Source organism: Methanobrevibacter sp. (genome assembly GCF_045120835.1).
GTDB lineage: Archaea > Methanobacteriota > Methanobacteria > Methanobacteriales > Methanobacteriaceae > Methanocatella.
The window spans coordinates 16,555-31,989 of sequence record NZ_JBGVFE010000072.1 but is presented as its reverse complement, the minus strand read 5'-3'; the positions used below and the strand labels follow the sequence as shown (position 1 = coordinate 31,989).

The window sequence follows — 15,435 nt, the reverse complement described above, 5'->3', positions numbered from 1 at the left end:
ATTTTCATGCTTTAATTCACGCAGACAATTGTTATAAAAGCTTCGATTTATCTTAATTTTTTCATCCTTTGATTCAGGATAATTTTTATCGATTATTTTGTTGTGAATTCTTGCTTGTCTGACTTTTTGTCTAACATTATTACTAACAAAACGGGAAGCTCCAAAAGCATCCCAAAAAGCAATCTTCATAACCCAATTGGGATTAATACGACACTTACAAACCATAACACTAGACATAAAAAAAACACCTTTCACACCAAACCATTTTTAAAATGGATTTAAATTAGTAACACTACATAAAATTATATATGATTATAATACCTATATAAACAAAGTGAGAGAGCATTTGAAAACTAATCTTTAAAAAATACTCTCCTGCTTTTGTGAAATTCATCTCCGACCTACAGAGGTCGGAGTATTCTTTCACATATTAGATAAAACAATAAATTATATAAAGTAGGTTACATAACATAATATTAATATTTTAATTTAATATATTATTTAGCTGGTGTTATATTTGAATAAAATAAAAATCGCAATTGTAGGATTGGGAAACTGTGCGAGTTCTCTCATTCAAGGAATACATTATTATGACGGGAAGAATCCAGAGGATGCAATAGGGCTTATGCATTGGGATATTGGAGGTTATGCTCCAAGCGATATTGAAGTTGTCGCTGCTTTTGATGTTGATAAGAGAAAAGTGGGCAAAACCATTGATGAGGCAATATTTGCAAAACCTAACTGCACAACCGTATTTCAGAAGGATATTCCAAAATATGACGTTAAAGTAAGTATGGGTCATGTTTTGGATGGTGTCGCTGACCACATGTCCAATTACGATGATGAATACACCTTTGTTGTAAGTGATGAGGAACCTGTTGATGTTGTAAGCGTCTTGAAGCAGAGCGGTGCTGAAATATTGGTCAACTACTTGCCTGTCGGTTCTGAAGAAGCTGCAAGATACTATGCTCAATGCGCTCTTGATGCTGAAGTGGCATATGTAAACTGTATGCCTGTATTCATTGTAAGTGATGATGAATGGGATGCCAAATTCAAGGCTAAAGGAATTCCTCTTGTCGGTGATGATATCAAAGCTCAAATCGGTGCCACTATCACTCACAGAACACTAGCTAGTTTATTCATGGATAGGGGTGTAAAATTAGACAAAACCTATCAAATTAATACTGGTGGTAACACCGACTTTTTAAATATGCTCAATCGTGAAAGGCTGGACTCTAAAAAGGAATCCAAAACCGAAGCGGTCCAATCAGTATTGGATGAAAGAATGGAAGATAGAGATATTCACATTGGACCAAGTGACTATGTCCCATGGCAAAACGACAACAAATTATGCTTCTTGAGAATGGAAGGCCGCACATTTGGTGACGTTCCTATGAACATAGAATTGAGATTAAGTGTTGAGGATTCTCCAAACTCTGCAGGATGTGTGATTGATGCTGTAAGATGTTGTAAATTAGGTATTGAAAGGGGAATTGGCGGTCAGCTAACTTCAATTTCTTCATATACCATGAAACATCCTCCGATTCAATACACTGATGATGAAGCATATGAAAAGGTTGAAAAATTCATCTCTGGCGAATTAGAACGATAATTTTTCAATTTTTCACAACTTTTTTTATTTATTTTTTCCTCGCTTTTGTTTAAATTTTCACATATACTTAATTTATATATTACAAAAAACATATATTATAGTTGGATAATGTAAGATTATTTTATTAATTAAAATTGAAAGAGGTGTAAAAAATGGCAAAAGTGAGATTTACAGAAACAGCACTTCGTGATGCTCACCAATCTTTACTTGCAACCAGGATGAGAACTCGTGACATGATTCCTATTGCAGAAGATATGGATAAAGTCGGATATTTCTCTGTAGAAGCTTGGGGAGGAGCTACTTTTGATACCTGTATCAGATATTTGAATGAAGATCCATGGGAAAGATTGAGACAATTAAAAGCGGCATTTAACAACACTCCAATTCAAATGCTTTTGAGGGGACAGAATTTGGTAGGTTACAAACACTATCCTGATGATATTGTTACAAAATTCGTTGAAAAGTCTTATGAAAATGGTGTAGATGTTTTCAGGATTTTTGATGCTTTAAATGATATAAGAAATATGGAAAAAGCGATTAAAGTAGCAAAAGATCAAGGAGCTCATGTACAGGGAACAATAAGTTATACCATAAGTCCAGTGCATACATTGGATAATTTTGTAGAACTTGCAAAAGATCTGGAAGCACTTGACTGTGATTCAGTATCCATCAAGGATATGGCAGGATTAATAACTCCTAAAGACGCTTATGATTTAGTAACCAGATTAAAAGAAGAAACTGGATTGCTTGTAGATTTGCATTGTCATTGTACTAGCGGTATGACTCCAATCAGTTATTATGCCGCTTGTCAGGCGGGCGTTGATATTTTGGACACTGCAATTTCACCTCTATCATGGGGAACTTCCCAGCCACCAACAGAAAGTATGGTTGCAGCACTTCAGGGAACAGAATTCGACACAGGTTTGGATTTAAAAGTATTGACTGCCATTAAAAAGTACTTTGATAAAATCAAAGAAAAATACGGTTGCATTCTTGATCCGATTTCCGAAAGTGTTGATACTGATGTATTGTTATACCAGATTCCGGGAGGAATGCTCTCAAACCTCATTTCCCAACTTAAGGAACAGAATGCAATTGACAGATACACTGATGTTTTGGATGAAATGCCTAGGGTTAGAAAAGACATGGGATACCCACCCCTTGTAACTCCAACAAGCCAGATTGTAGGAATTCAATCTGTAATGAATGTTTTGGGTGGAGAACGTTATAAAACCGTATCCAATGAAGTTAAAGAATACATGAAAGGAATGTATGGTAAGCCACCTGCTCCTGTTGACCCGGAAATATCTAAAAAAATCATCGGAGATGATGAGGTCATTACATGCAGGCCTGCAGATTTACTTGAAGATGAGTTTGACAAATTCAAGAGTGAAGGAGAAGAAAAAGGATTTGTCGAATCCGATGAAGATGCATTGACTTATGCATTATACCCACCAATTGCCCCTAGATTCCTTAAAGGGGATGCTATTGAAGAGGACCTTTGTCCGCCAATACCTGGTGACGGCTCTATTAAGGACGCCACTGAAATTCCAACAGAATATAGCGTTGAAGTTGATGGCGACATTTTTGATGTTAAAATATTGCCTACAGGATTTGGAGGATCTGAAACTCCTATTGTCATAAACGAATGTAAAAACAAAGAAGGAGTAATTTTATCTTCAATGCAGGGTATGGTAATTAAGCTAAACGTTGAAGTCGGCGATAAAGTTAGTGCAGGAGATACAATTTGTGTCATTGAGGCTATGAAGATGGAAAACGACATTCAATCTGAAGTGGATGGTGTTGTAGAGGAAATCTTTGTGGAACCTGGTGATGCAATCGCTATTGACGATTGTTTAATGGTAATCAAATAGATTGCCCTTTTTTTACTTTTTTTCGAGCAGTGTAATTATGAAAGATATTTTTGATGAAGTTCAATTCAGCAATTTTAACCTTAAAAGCAGAATTGTCAGAACAGGTACATGGGAAACAGAAACTGAAGAAGGCGGATTTTTAACAGCAGACATTTTTGACAGGTATGAAAAGATTGCAGGCTCAGGAACCGGATTGATTGTATCTGAAATTTTTGCACTTGATTATAAGGACAGATTTTTCCCATATTCAACAAGTCTAAACTACAGGGGTTTCATTAAGGATTACAAAATGGTGACTGACATCTGCCATAGCCATGACGTGCCGATTTTGGGTCAATTGGCCTTTTTTTACTATGATGATGGCGAAAATCAAAAGGTAGAGGCTAATGAGATTACTCAGGAGGGCATCAGAAAGCTTCAGGCGGAAGTCATTATGGCTGCTAAAAAATTCTCATTTGCAGGTTTTGACGGGATTCAAATCAACATGGGCAATAATTTCTACCTGTCACGTTTCATGAATCCTTATTTTAATCAAAGGGATGATAAATATGGTGGAAATACTGAAAATAGAGTTAGGATTTCCGCCGAAATTATAAAGGTTATCAAAAAGACATTGGATCTGCATGTAAGCTGCAGAATAAATCCATGGGATGTGAGAAAGGGAGGAGTCACTGCAGATGAAAGTATCGCCATTGCAAGGGAACTTGAAAAGGCCGGTGCTGACAGCTTGCAGTTGACAGCACGTACAATTTCACAGATTTATGATAAAGGTGAAAAACATCCATTTTTAGTTTACTTTGATGATCTGGCCAGTGCCGTTGACATTCCAGTTGTTTTAGGTGGTTCTTTAAGGGAAATGTCTAAAATCAATGAGGTGTTAAATAATTCAAAAGTCGAATTTGTATCAATGTCAAAGCCATTTGTAGCTCAAGCTGACTTTTTGGCTGATTGGAAGGAAAATGGTGAAGGCGCGGCAATTTGTCAAAGTTGTAATAATTGTTATTCCAAAAAAACTAGTACTTGTTTTAAATATTAGGGAATGCTGACTGACGGATGTTTTAACAATTATTTTTTTGTACTATTAAATCCAATATTAGATTAAAGTATTGATGCAATATAATTTTTCTAAAAGCTTGATGTTATTGATTGGCAAAGGGTATTTTATGTTTGAGGGAATAAAAGATTCACCTAAAAATTTCAGCGAGATTTTAATCAGTTCCAAAAGATATTGGATTGTCTATTTGATGTTTATTGCCATTACTTTCATCTCCACTCTTTCAAATAACAATTTCACAAATCCTCCTTTCGTAATGGCCACATTTTTAATCGTTGCATTTTTAGGAGTATTATGCATTGTCTTTTATTTTATGCAGGATTCCAAAGAAGATTTGTATAAGGTGGCCTTTATAATAATACTGTGTTTTGGCATAATGTCTGCATTAATTGTGCCAATAGCCGATGTTAGCGATGAGATGGAACATCTTACTCGTGCAGAAATTACTTCTCAGGGAGTAATGTTTCCCAAATGGGTAAGCGGAGAACATAATCTTGACCGTTTATACAATCACACTGATGAGGGAAGGTACAGTACTCAACTCAACACCGATGTTGGTTTTGAAACGTCTCAAAGCCACATGTTCTTTTTAGAAAATCTTGAAAAAACGGTTTTTGAAACGCCGGACGATACAAGCAAAATCAATAAATCTACAATGCTTGACGGGTCTTCTTTTGAGCAAAATCCATTTTATGGATACCTTCCTCAGGCATTGGGCGTTTTTGTAGCCAAATTATTTGATATGAATGTGATATGGATGCTGTGGCTTGGGAGGATTTTTAATTTAATCTTCTATGCGGGAATAATTTCGATAGCCATTAAAAAGTCTCCGGTATTGAAGATTCCTCTTTTGGCTGTAGCCTGCATACCCATTTCGATTTATCAGGCAGCTTCTGTCAGTATCGATTCATTAATAATCGGTTTGGGAATACTTACGGTAGCATATTTCATATATCTCTATAAAGCGGAACCGGGCACTCTTAAAAATAGAGAAATTGCAATATTCTGTGGACTTTCCCTTTTGTTGGGTCTTTGTAAGCTGCCTTACCTTTCTTTTGTTTTCCTTTTGTTGTTTGTTCCCAGAAAAAACTTCAAAAACAAAAATATCTTATTGTATGCGTTGCTCGGAGTTTTCATCGTTGCTCTACTGGGTGTATTGTGGAGCACGTATTCAACACCTGCATTGATGCATTCCTGGAGGTCAAAACTTAATCATGTGAATGTTACAATGCAATTGCATTATCTGATGGGTCATCCAATAAATATGTGGGTATTTTTCAGATACATGTTTACTGATGGTTTGAATCTTACTTTAAGCGGATTATTCAATTTCTTTGGGGCAAGCAATCCTAATCATTACTCTGATCATTATACTATCATTACAGTTTTGCTTTGGATATTTCTGGCAGCCACATTATTGTTTTACCCAGATAAAGCTAAATTTGATTTAAGGGCAAGAGGGGGGTCATTGATTGTATTGCTTATGGTATATGTTGGAACAGGTTTTGTTCAATTATTGTCCTGGTCGGATGTTGGAAATGTTTCTTTAGGCCTCGCTACGAGGTATTTTTTGCCGTTATTTGCACTGCTTCCAATCATTGCCTCCTTCAGGATAAATAAACTGGATAGATTTAAGGACAATTTTGACAATTATGCAATGATTTTCATTGTCGGATTTATGGCAACGTTGATATTGGCTTTTGCAACCAAATATTATTGAAAAACATTTCACCAATGTGAATAGTGTTGGCTATTAATGATGGTCAGTTAATAAATTTAAAAATAAAAAAAGTTCTTTAAAGAATTAAAAAATTCTTTAAAGATAATCTACGATCCTATACTTTCTATTCCTTTTGTTGCAAGTAATTTTGTAAATGAACCTTCCGGTTGCATTATGATATTACCTTTGGTATATTCGTCTAGTGCTGCTTTAATCATGGTGGCTTTCTTATCTGGATTTGCAGCAGCTTGTGCCAATGCTTTTACTAACACCATAACAGCATCTCCTCTAGACATGGTTCCAGTAACTCCTTCATTACCTGCATATCCGTTATATGCATCATTTTCACGAATAATATCGGTAGCAGAAAGGTTGGTTACCTCTCCATCAACTGTTAGTGGTCTGACAGAATTGATAACGTTATCTACTCCTTCATCATAAACGACAACTACTGCATCAGGAGTCATATTGGTATTTGCTTCTACAATTTCTTTTGCATATTGCATACCGTCTTCAACACCATCATACAGGCTATCGTGAAGGAACATCTTTCCTCCTCCTATTGCACTGGATGCGGGCTGTGAAGGATGTGTCATTCCACCTGGATAAATTGGAGTATAATTAGCAAAACTTCCATTTTCTAAATGAATCATAAATGCCATATCTACTCCACCATTTGACTGTTCATATTTGTCTGCAGCCAAAATAAGGATATCTTTGTTTTCTTGTGTTAAATCCGGACCTGAATTTAACGCTCCATATATTGAAGCCAAAAGCCCAACAAGAACAACAAGAAGAATAGCTATAATTAATTTTTTTGTTCTGTTCATTTTAGTTCCCACGCCTTAATTTTAAGAATTAAATCTTTAACTTATATAAGTATTAAGATACAATTAAAATTGTTCTCATTAATAATTTATGAATATCAAATTATATAAATATTTTTGAAAATTAATTCGAAGTGTAACTTTTTTTTAGATTTAAATTGATAAAGTATTAATTGCTTTTCTCATTCTTGCATATACTTAAATTTTAATTTCTAAAAAGGGGGTTGCCAGGGAATTTTTTTTCATCTTCATGTCATATTTTATTTACATTTTCCATGATTTTGTGTTTATGTGTTAAAAAAGTTTTTATACACAAAATGGTAATAAAGTATATTATGGCGAAGGATGATAGAAGTAGCATCAATCCATTTACTGGAAAATCACATTTCGACATGGTAAATGATGATAAGTTTCTTGAAGATTCCTATAATGAATATTATGGGATGATTAATCAGGCACAGCTTCTGGATAATACTCAGGATGGACAAATTGTTAAAAATGTGGCTATTGATCTGATTCAGGCTGTTGAGAACTATTTGTCAGAAATTGGCAGACTCGATTATGTTGAAGACTATTATGATTGGGATTTCCATTTGGTTGCTGATGATACTGTAAATGCATTTTGTATGCCCGGCGGGAAAATAGTAATGTTTTCAGGCATCCTTTCGGTTGCAAATACTGAAGAAAAGGTGGCATTTATTCTGGGCCATGAAATGGCTCATGCACTTCTTGATCACTCAAGAACAAGAATCAGTGCTCAAAATGCCCAGAATGCAATAACTTCTGCTGCATGGATTGGCAGTTTTGCAATGGATCTGGTTGGTTTAGGGGGCATTGGCTCTTTAACAAGGGCAGCCACCAATGTTGCAAGTATTGGATCACAGTTCTTTTTGATGAATCCTTGGGGAAGAGATCAGGAACTGGAAGCGGATAGGTTAGGCATGATGATAATTCATTGGGCAGGTTATGACATATCTCCAATTCCTGCATTTTGGCAGGAAATGGCTTCTCAAAATTCCAATGAGCATGATTTTTTTTCAACACATCCGGCCGATTCGAAAAGAATATCTGCTATGAATGAATTAATTCATGAGATAGAAAATGATAAGGATTTTCATTCCAAGCCGGTTCTTTCTGAAACTCCTGTGCCAAAAGATGAATTTAGGAACTCTCATTTAACTGGAAGTAACATCAAATATTGTCAGGAATGTGGTTCTCAAGCTGGTGCTGATGATAGATTCTGTACCAATTGCGGGGCAAAATTTGAAGTTGAAGTCAAATGCAGCAAATGCGGTGCTTCTGTTAATGCAGATGATTCCTTTTGCATGAATTGTGGAAATAAACTTTGGTGATAATATGGACGATGATTTAGTTAAATATGTTAAAAGATCTGGATATAGGACACGTACTTTAAAAACAATTGGAACAAGTGTAAAGATGCCTAAGGAGATAGCTGAGGAAAGCGATATTCTACTAAATCATATCTCTACTGTTTTAAGCGATTTAAAAGGAAAAGGCATTATTGAATGTTTGAACCCAACTGCTAGAAAAGGACGTCTTTATAGGATAACTGAAGATTCTTTGTATATTTTAAATAAACTCGATTAACTTTTTCAGCATCAAATTAGCAGGAATGCTTCATCTTCCATAAAGTTGGGGATGAATTGCAATTTAGGGTTCGTGTTATTTTTTTTATAATTTTTTTTGGTTTTCATTTATCTTTTTTTGCATCGCCATAACCTTTAAATAGTATAAGATGTTAATATATTGTGTGTAATTTAAACACAATTTACAAACATAAAAATAAGGATGTGGTAAATATGAAAATCGTACCTAAAGATGAAGATTTGGATTTGATATTTGTATTAGATCGCAGTGGCTCCATGAGGGGTTCTGAACAGGATACAATTGGTGGCTTTAACTCATTTATTGAAAAAGAAAAATCTAAAGGATTAAACACTCGTGTAACTACCATATTGTTTGATGACATGTATGAGATGTTGTATAAAAGAAAATCAATAGAAGAAGTTGAAGAGTTAACTTCTGAAAAATATTGGGTTAGGGGATGCACCGCACTTTTGGATGCAATCGGAAAAACAATTAACACTCTGGACAGGGAAATCAAAAACAAGGTGCTGTTTGTAATAATGACTGATGGGCTTGAAAATGCCTCCCGTGAGTTCTCTAAAACTCAAATATCTAATCTAATTAAAGAACATGACTGGGAATTTATTTATATTGGTGCGGATATTGATTCATATACTGAGGCCAGCCGTATCGGAATTAGAAAATCTCGTGTTGCAAACTACAGAAAAAGCAGAGAAGGTTTTGATGAAGTATTTGAATCTATTGGGAATGTGTCCTATTGTTTGAGAAATGAGATGGATGTGGACAGGTCCAATTGGAAGAAAAAGCTTTCAAAATATGACTAGTCTTCATATTTTATTCCAATTTTTTTAAATGCTCGTTTCCGCCTCATGCAACTTTCACAAACGCCACAGGGTTTGTCATCTCCTTTATAACAGGAATAACTCAATTCAATTGGAGCACCAATTTCAACACCCAATTTAACAATTTCCTCTTTATTTAAATCAATGCAAGGTGCTTCAATTCTTATTTTTTCAGGTGATCCAACATCGATTAGACGGTTAAATTCTTCCAGATATTCTTTTGAATTGTCAGGAAATGTTTCGCCTTCTTCACCATTCCAACCTACGATAATTATGTCTGCGCCAATGCTTTCAGCATAAGAAAGGGCAATTGATGTAAAAACGGTATTTCTTGCAGGAACCCAAACGCTGCTTGCAGATTCGCTGCTTTTTGATAAATCATCCAAGTCATTTTCACTTGGTTGCGGAATATCCTCATCAGTATTTAAACTTGAAGTGCTGATTTTTGACAGCCATGGAAGGTCAATGACTTCGTGTGTCCAACCCATTTTTTCGCAAATTTCTTCAGAGGCTCTAATTTCTTGGGTTAATGCTTTTTGACCATAGTTGAAGGTTATTGCATGGATTTCATAGTCATTGTCATAAACGCTTGTTGCAACGGTGCAGTCAAGGCCTCCTGAAAAGACAGATATGGCTTTCATCCAATCACCTCTTTAATGTCCCTTAAAGCAAGGCCGGTATCCTGAGCGATTTTCTTTAAATCTTCGTACTCCGGTCGTTTGGAGATTACTTTATCATTAATATAACCTATTTTAAATGTAACCTCGTAGTTCCTGTCATTGATTTGGAATGTTTCTTTTACAAATTCTCTTTTTGTTATTCCTCTGTGGATTTCCGGAGCAATTCTAATTCCTAAACTTCCAGTTTCCTTAAATATGATATTTAAAACCTCTTCTCGTTTTTCCATTTTAGATATGACCTTTAAAAGACTTCCCTGACGATTTTTCTTCATTATTATTGGCGTAATTGACACATCACTTGCACCGGCATCAAACAGCACATCAAATAGATATCCGATTTCTTCGCCGGTCAAATGATCAATGTTGGTTTCAATCACATCAATTTCATCGTTTTCAGCAATATCTTCACTTTCAATAATTCTTAAAACGTTAGGATGGTCAAAATCTTTTCTTCCGGCACCATATCCTACCTTTTTGGATTTGGTCATAGGGATAAATTCTTTGATTTCATCACATAATTCCATATAGATTGCACAGCCTGTAGGTGTTGCTAGTTCACTGTCAACAGGTCCTCCAATCATATTTGCATCTTTAAGAATTTCAACAACTGCAGGACATGGGACGGGCAGTATTCCATGGGAAGTTTCAACCCTTCCTCCGCCCACTGCTATCGGAAGGCCAATGATTTTTTGTCTGTCATAACTCAGACTATAATATGCATAAACAGAACCTATCACATCGGCCACCGCATCACTGGCTCCAACTTCATGAAAATGAACTTCATCCAAACTTTTTCCATGAACTCTAGCTTCTGCTTTAGCCATTCTTTTGAATATATTGATTGAAGTTGCCTTAACATCATCATCAATAGTTAACTTTTCAATCTTTGAAATAAAATCCTTAAAATTTATTGAATTATTATTTTCCAACATTTCGACATGGCAGAATGTTGATTCGATTCCCTGCTTTGAAATTTTGCTAAATTTCACATTAACTTTCCCAAATTCACAAGCTGAAGCTTCCATTACTTCTTTTAGTTTATTTTCATCAGCTCCTAAATCAACAAATGCTCCAATCAGCATGTTTCCCGCTATTCCGCTGGTTTGTGGGTCAATAATTATGGTCATAATGACAAGTCCTCTAATCTATTATAATATAACTTTAAATTAAATAATTAATATATATTATCACATGAAATTTAACATCATCAAAAAAGACTATGGAATCTGCATTAATAATCCCAATCACTTTTTGGCATTCAGTGATTTCACAGTAAGCGATGGAATTGATATTATTGAAAATGTCAACATTATAAAATCAAAAAACGAATATGGTGTCACTGCAAAAAGGGCAGAAACTTTCAACAAGTCTCAGGGAGCATACATTGCACAGGCAACAGATTCTCTTGATTATTTTACAAATTCTTATGATGATTTAACTCTTTTTACATTCATGTCAAATGATTTGGTTGTTGAGGATTTCACTGGAAGCCTGCAGGTTGTCAATTCCCCTAAGGGTTTTGTCGATGCCAAAATTAATTTAAGTCATGTATTATATATTGATAAAATCATATCTCCAAAGGATTTGCTTAAGATATTTAAATTGGTAACAGCTACAAAGGCAAAGACCTTGGCCAATATGGCTCTGCCGTTGCATGTTCAGTATATTTTAAACACTGATGATTTTTTAGCAGTTTTGGTTAATCTTCCGGAAAAAAATGGAGATACTTTAGATATCAATAATGCATTGTTTGATGATATTGATTTTAATGAACTGAAAGTGAGAATTGCAGATGCAATTGAAATCAGTCTGGAAGATGCATTTAAAAAATTAGATTTGACTTTTGGAATTCTGGATTACTTTGTATCAGAAGGAATCCTTATTGGGGATCTTGTCGATGCCGGAATGGAACTACTTGAGGACATTGAAGTTACAGACGAACTTAAAAATAAGATGAGAACTCAAATCCTGAAATCACTCACTGATATTAATGTCGTTGCACTTCTGGTTTCTGCAATGAGGACAGAACAGGATTTAACTGGAAATAGGATACGTGAAGTTGACATGGGCGATAATCCGGCACATTTTTATGCCGATGATGTATTGGGCATTGCAATTTCAAATCAGATTGCAGGAACAAATGCGACTTTCAATTTCAAAAGATATGCTGAAGCAAAGCCTGGAATTATCTATGGACTACCGCCAATTCTTGATGATGCATTTGCAGGGTTGATTGCCGGATGCATGTCAAAAATACTTGAAGAATAATTTAAATCAGATAATTCTCTGCTTTTGAAATATTTTGCTCCATTAGAGTTCATCAGTTTTCTCAACAAATTTTATATTAAATTATCTATAAAATTATAATATAGTTTTGAGGAATAATTATGGAAAATGACGATTATTTTGAAGATGAAGAATTTTCACCAATGAAATCTATTTTGGGACTTTTGACCTTTTCAACAATCCTTCCAATCAATGTTTTCACATCAATTGAATATATGACCAAGTTAACTTGGATTTGGCCATTGCTGCACTTGTTTGTTGGAATTTTGGCGGCTATTTGCGGATATGTTTCTATGGAGTTTCTCCATCTCAATTCATTTTTCACAGCGACCATTGTCTATGGATTTTTGATGCTGATTACTGGATACAATCACCTTGATGGCGTAATGGATATGGCCGATGGGGTTATGGTTCATGGCGAACCTGAAAAAAAGATAATGGTGATGAAAGACTCATCAGTTGGTGCAGGAGCTATGGCAACACTGTTCATAGTTGCAAGCATCACTGTTGCCGGAATCTATAATATCTTGGATTATCATTTTATTTTGGGCATCATAATTTGTGAAATGGCATCAAAAACCTCTCTTTTGACCACAGCACTTCTTTCAAAACCATTGACTCCAGGAATTGGAAGTTATTTTATAAATGAAACCAATCCTGCCAATTATTTCGCTTCAACATTCATTGTTGCTGTTATTGCATACCTTTTGGGCGGATATGTGGGAATCTGCGGTGTTGTCGGTGCGATGGTGTCAGGAATAATTATAGCCATCATTGCAAAGAGGAATTTTGTTCTTGCAAACGGGGATGTTTTGGGAATGAGTAATGAGGTTGGACGTTTGCTGTCATTATTGTTCATGGCAATTGCTTTATTTTTCTTTTAACTAATTTTTACAAGTTGAAATCATTATTAAAGTCTTCTTATACATTGTTTTATATAGTATGAGGTTCAATGTATATTTGATGAGATTTGCCACTGTCTAACATATTTTTAAAAATTCCTATTTCATCATGCACAAAAATATTTCATCATGTAATTTAGTGATATCACCTCCCACTTTTACTAAATCTCAGTGGTTTTTCTCATCAGATTTATATAATTCTAATGAGTAATAATTAATTGATATTATGAATGTTAATGTTTTAAGATTGGACCATAGGCTGAAAAGGGATACTCGTATAACTACTCATGTATGTTTGACTGCCCGTGCATTTGGGGCAAGCAAAATATACCTTGCCGGAGAGCGTGACAACAGATTGATGGAAAATGTAAGGGATACCGCTTCAAGATTCGGCGGAAACTTTGAAATAGAATATGCAGAAAGCTATATGGGTGTCATTAACAAATGGAAAGCAGATGGAGGAAAGGTTGTTCACCTGACAATGTATGGTACGCAGGCACATGAAACCGCTCCTGAAGTAAGACGTGACGGATCGGATATTCTAATTATTGTCGGAGGCTCTAAAGTTCCGGGTAAAGTCTATAAGGCTGCTGACTGGAATGTGTCTGTAACAACACAGCCTCACTCGGAGGTGTCATCTCTTGCGGTATTTCAGCATTTGCTGATGGACGGCAAGGAATTCGATTTGGAATTTGAAAATCCCGTTCTGGAAGTAATTCCAACCGCACATGGAAAGAACGTTAATATTCATGATGAAAACCGTTAGGAAATGAAGTCATCCAGTCGTTTAATGGCTTTCAATTTCTCATCTTTTTTTATGCGTGCCTGATCAAGTGCATCCCTTATTGTTTGAATGGAGTTGTCGTATACTTCTCTATCGACAGGATATGGAAAACCGTCTTTTCCTCCATGGGTAAAGCTGTATTTTACGGGATCTTTCCAGCTTGCAGGTTCGCCGTAAACCAAATCGGATATTAATGCCAATGCCCTTATCTTTTTGGGGCCGATGCCCTTCAGCAAAATAAGTTCCTCATAATTTTCGGGCTGAATCTCCCAGGCTTTTGTGAGAACTTCAAATTCGCTGTCGGATATGTCCATGTCCAAAACGGGGTGATGGGCAGGCAGGCTAAAGTCTTCTAAAAGTAACTGATTGTCCTTTCTTTTAAAATATTGGCGCAAATGGTTTGGATTGTCATTGATTAAATCAACGCTGATTTTTTGAGCTTCACTGCTGTCTTTGGATGACATATTCAATGTATTCGGTGTTTTCTTGTCGCAGGATATTCCGCTATGAGGGTCATTCAATAATCTGTCAACTTCACTGCCTAACCAGTGGTAGCGACGTGCATACTTGTTTTGAGTGTTCAGGCCCTGCTGGACAACGGCCCAGTCTCCCTTTTCGGTTATGAAAAAGTTATGCTGGTATAATGTGTATCCGTCCTGAATGCAGGAATTGTCAATTTTTGCAGAAAGTTTGCTGGTTTCAACCAGCTTTTCGGTGGTTTTTGTCTTGAGGTTAAATACCTCTCCAGCATGTTCAATTCCCTGAGGGGTCTTTCTGGATTTGGCGCCTTTGCCTCCGGTCAAATAGATTCCATGCTCCTCGGGAGACAGGGAAGCCTTTAGTGCACCTAATGTGGTTGTCGTAGTTCCGGAAGAATGCCAATCAAAACCCAATACGCAGGAAAATGCCTGAAACCAGTAGGGGTTGGAAATACGATTTAGAAACTCCTCTAAACTGTATTCCTCTATAATTACTGATGTTAAGGCCCCGGATAATTTCACCATTCTTGAAAATAACCAACTTGGAGGGTGTCCTCCGTGAAGGGGTAAATTGACTGCTCCTCTTCTTTGCATGAATGATGATATGTTTGCTATAAATATTAGTCTTTTAGTGAGAGCATTTGATAAGTAATTTTTCTCAGGAGGAGCAAAATCCCTATCAATATTGATTTCAAACAAAACTTTATTAAGTAATGATTATCATATTTATTAATGTTATAGTGCCCGAATTATCACTAACTAATGGG

Annotated in this window: 15 protein-coding genes; 10 read left to right on the top strand and 5 right to left on the bottom strand. The window is 35.7% G+C overall.

Annotation, left to right across the window (positions count from 1 at the left end):
* Nucleotides 1-237: hypothetical protein (locus tag ACJMLO_RS06865; protein WP_405295217.1), on the bottom strand; the 237-nt coding region annotated here is incomplete at its 3' end.
* Nucleotides 238-517: 280 nt separating this feature from the next.
* Between ACJMLO_RS06865 and ACJMLO_RS06860 the strand changes: the two genes are divergently transcribed.
* The 4 genes from ACJMLO_RS06860 to ACJMLO_RS06845 all read left to right on the top strand — a co-directional run bounded on the left by ACJMLO_RS06860 (nucleotide 518) and on the right by ACJMLO_RS06845 (nucleotide 6,260).
* The gene (locus tag ACJMLO_RS06860) at nucleotides 518-1,612 is read left to right on the top strand and encodes an inositol-3-phosphate synthase (RefSeq protein ID WP_405295215.1); all 1,095 of its coding nucleotides are present in this window, start codon (nucleotides 518-520) and stop codon (nucleotides 1,610-1,612) included.
* Between the two features lie 152 nt (nucleotides 1,613-1,764).
* Complete coding sequence (gene oadA / locus ACJMLO_RS06855; RefSeq protein ID WP_405295213.1) at nucleotides 1,765-3,486, top strand: sodium-extruding oxaloacetate decarboxylase subunit alpha; 1,722 nt, start codon at nucleotides 1,765-1,767, stop codon at nucleotides 3,484-3,486.
* Nucleotides 3,487-3,523: 37 nt separating this feature from the next.
* Nucleotides 3,524-4,522: an NADH-dependent flavin oxidoreductase gene (locus ACJMLO_RS06850; protein WP_405295211.1), complete on the top strand. Its 999-nt coding sequence runs from the start codon at nucleotides 3,524-3,526 to the stop codon at nucleotides 4,520-4,522.
* 127 nt (nucleotides 4,523-4,649) lie between these two features.
* The gene (locus tag ACJMLO_RS06845; RefSeq protein ID WP_405295209.1) at nucleotides 4,650-6,260 is read left to right on the top strand and encodes a DUF2142 domain-containing protein; all 1,611 of its coding nucleotides are present in this window, start codon (nucleotides 4,650-4,652) and stop codon (nucleotides 6,258-6,260) included.
* A 107-nt stretch (nucleotides 6,261-6,367) separates the two neighbouring features.
* Here ACJMLO_RS06845 and ACJMLO_RS06840 read toward each other — a convergent pair whose 3' ends face one another.
* Nucleotides 6,368-7,090, bottom strand: a complete 723-nt coding sequence (locus ACJMLO_RS06840) for a DUF4012 domain-containing protein (RefSeq protein ID WP_405295207.1) — start codon at nucleotides 7,088-7,090, stop codon at nucleotides 6,368-6,370.
* Between the two features lie 332 nt (nucleotides 7,091-7,422).
* Between ACJMLO_RS06840 and ACJMLO_RS06835 the strand changes: the two genes are divergently transcribed.
* The 3 genes from ACJMLO_RS06835 (at nucleotide 7,423) to ACJMLO_RS06825 (ending at nucleotide 9,519) form a co-directional block, all read left to right on the top strand.
* Entirely contained in the window at nucleotides 7,423-8,439 is a 1,017-nt protein-coding gene (locus tag ACJMLO_RS06835) for a M48 family metallopeptidase (protein WP_405295205.1), read from the top strand.
* A gap of 4 nt (nucleotides 8,440-8,443) precedes the next feature.
* Nucleotides 8,444-8,695 carry a transcriptional regulator gene (locus ACJMLO_RS06830; protein WP_405295203.1) on the top strand — a complete coding sequence of 84 codons (252 nt, stop codon included), beginning with the start codon at nucleotides 8,444-8,446 and terminating at the stop codon, nucleotides 8,693-8,695.
* Nucleotides 8,696-8,907: 212 nt separating this feature from the next.
* A complete protein-coding gene (locus ACJMLO_RS06825) occupies nucleotides 8,908-9,519 on the top strand; it encodes a vWA domain-containing protein (protein ID WP_405295201.1) in 612 nt (203 codons plus the stop codon).
* Here ACJMLO_RS06825 and queC read toward each other — a convergent pair.
* The gene (gene queC, locus ACJMLO_RS06820) at nucleotides 9,516-10,178 is read right to left on the bottom strand and encodes a 7-cyano-7-deazaguanine synthase QueC (protein WP_405295199.1); all 663 of its coding nucleotides are present in this window, start codon (nucleotides 10,176-10,178) and stop codon (nucleotides 9,516-9,518) included. The two genes, ACJMLO_RS06825 and queC, sit on opposite strands and share 4 nt — an antisense overlap.
* Nucleotides 10,175-11,344 carry a nickel pincer cofactor biosynthesis protein LarC gene (gene larC / locus ACJMLO_RS06815; protein WP_405295197.1) on the bottom strand — a complete coding sequence of 390 codons (1,170 nt, stop codon included), beginning with the start codon at nucleotides 11,342-11,344 and terminating at the stop codon, nucleotides 10,175-10,177. The genes queC and larC overlap by 4 nt, the downstream gene beginning before the upstream one ends.
* A 64-nt stretch (nucleotides 11,345-11,408) precedes the next feature.
* Here larC and ACJMLO_RS06810 point away from each other — a divergent pair, with 64 nt between their 5' ends.
* From ACJMLO_RS06810 to ACJMLO_RS06800, 3 genes are all read left to right on the top strand, one after another.
* Nucleotides 11,409-12,485: a phosphatidylglycerophosphatase gene (locus ACJMLO_RS06810; protein ID WP_405295195.1), complete on the top strand. Its 1,077-nt coding sequence runs from the start codon at nucleotides 11,409-11,411 to the stop codon at nucleotides 12,483-12,485.
* Nucleotides 12,486-12,604: 119 nt separating this feature from the next.
* Entirely contained in the window at nucleotides 12,605-13,387 is a 783-nt protein-coding gene (gene cobS / locus ACJMLO_RS06805; RefSeq protein WP_405295193.1) for an adenosylcobinamide-GDP ribazoletransferase, read from the top strand.
* A 241-nt stretch (nucleotides 13,388-13,628) separates the two neighbouring features.
* Nucleotides 13,629-14,171: a tRNA (cytidine(56)-2'-O)-methyltransferase gene (locus ACJMLO_RS06800; protein ID WP_405295221.1), complete on the top strand. Its 543-nt coding sequence runs from the start codon at nucleotides 13,629-13,631 to the stop codon at nucleotides 14,169-14,171.
* On the opposite strand, the gene ACJMLO_RS06795 is transcribed toward ACJMLO_RS06800, so the two are convergent.
* Nucleotides 14,168-15,262 carry a DUF763 domain-containing protein gene (locus tag ACJMLO_RS06795; RefSeq protein ID WP_405295219.1) on the bottom strand — a complete coding sequence of 365 codons (1,095 nt, stop codon included), beginning with the start codon at nucleotides 15,260-15,262 and terminating at the stop codon, nucleotides 14,168-14,170. The two genes, ACJMLO_RS06800 and ACJMLO_RS06795, sit on opposite strands and share 4 nt — an antisense overlap.
* Nucleotides 15,263-15,435 lie beyond the last annotated feature (173 nt).

Excerpts from the sequence above, each read along its gene's own strand:
- ACJMLO_RS06835 (WP_405295205.1), top strand. The coding sequence starts at position 7,423 with ATGGCGAAGGATGATAGAAGTAGCATCAATCCATTTACTGGAAAATCA.
- ACJMLO_RS06840 (WP_405295207.1), bottom strand. The coding sequence starts at position 7,090 with ATGAACAGAACAAAAAAATTAATTATAGCTATTCTTCTTGTTGTTCTT.
- ACJMLO_RS06845 (WP_405295209.1), top strand. The coding sequence starts at position 4,650 with ATGTTTGAGGGAATAAAAGATTCACCTAAAAATTTCAGCGAGATTTTA.
- ACJMLO_RS06810 (WP_405295195.1), top strand. The coding sequence starts at position 11,409 with ATGAAATTTAACATCATCAAAAAAGACTATGGAATCTGCATTAATAAT.
- queC (WP_405295199.1), bottom strand. The coding sequence starts at position 10,178 with ATGAAAGCCATATCTGTCTTTTCAGGAGGCCTTGACTGCACCGTTGCA.
- ACJMLO_RS06830 (WP_405295203.1), top strand. The coding sequence starts at position 8,444 with ATGGACGATGATTTAGTTAAATATGTTAAAAGATCTGGATATAGGACA.
- cobS (WP_405295193.1), top strand. The coding sequence starts at position 12,605 with ATGGAAAATGACGATTATTTTGAAGATGAAGAATTTTCACCAATGAAA.
- oadA (WP_405295213.1), top strand. The coding sequence starts at position 1,765 with ATGGCAAAAGTGAGATTTACAGAAACAGCACTTCGTGATGCTCACCAA.
- ACJMLO_RS06795 (WP_405295219.1), bottom strand. The coding sequence starts at position 15,262 with ATGCAAAGAAGAGGAGCAGTCAATTTACCCCTTCACGGAGGACACCCT.
- ACJMLO_RS06825 (WP_405295201.1), top strand. The coding sequence starts at position 8,908 with ATGAAAATCGTACCTAAAGATGAAGATTTGGATTTGATATTTGTATTA.
- ACJMLO_RS06850 (WP_405295211.1), top strand. The coding sequence starts at position 3,524 with ATGAAAGATATTTTTGATGAAGTTCAATTCAGCAATTTTAACCTTAAA.
- larC (WP_405295197.1), bottom strand. The coding sequence starts at position 11,344 with ATGACCATAATTATTGACCCACAAACCAGCGGAATAGCGGGAAACATG.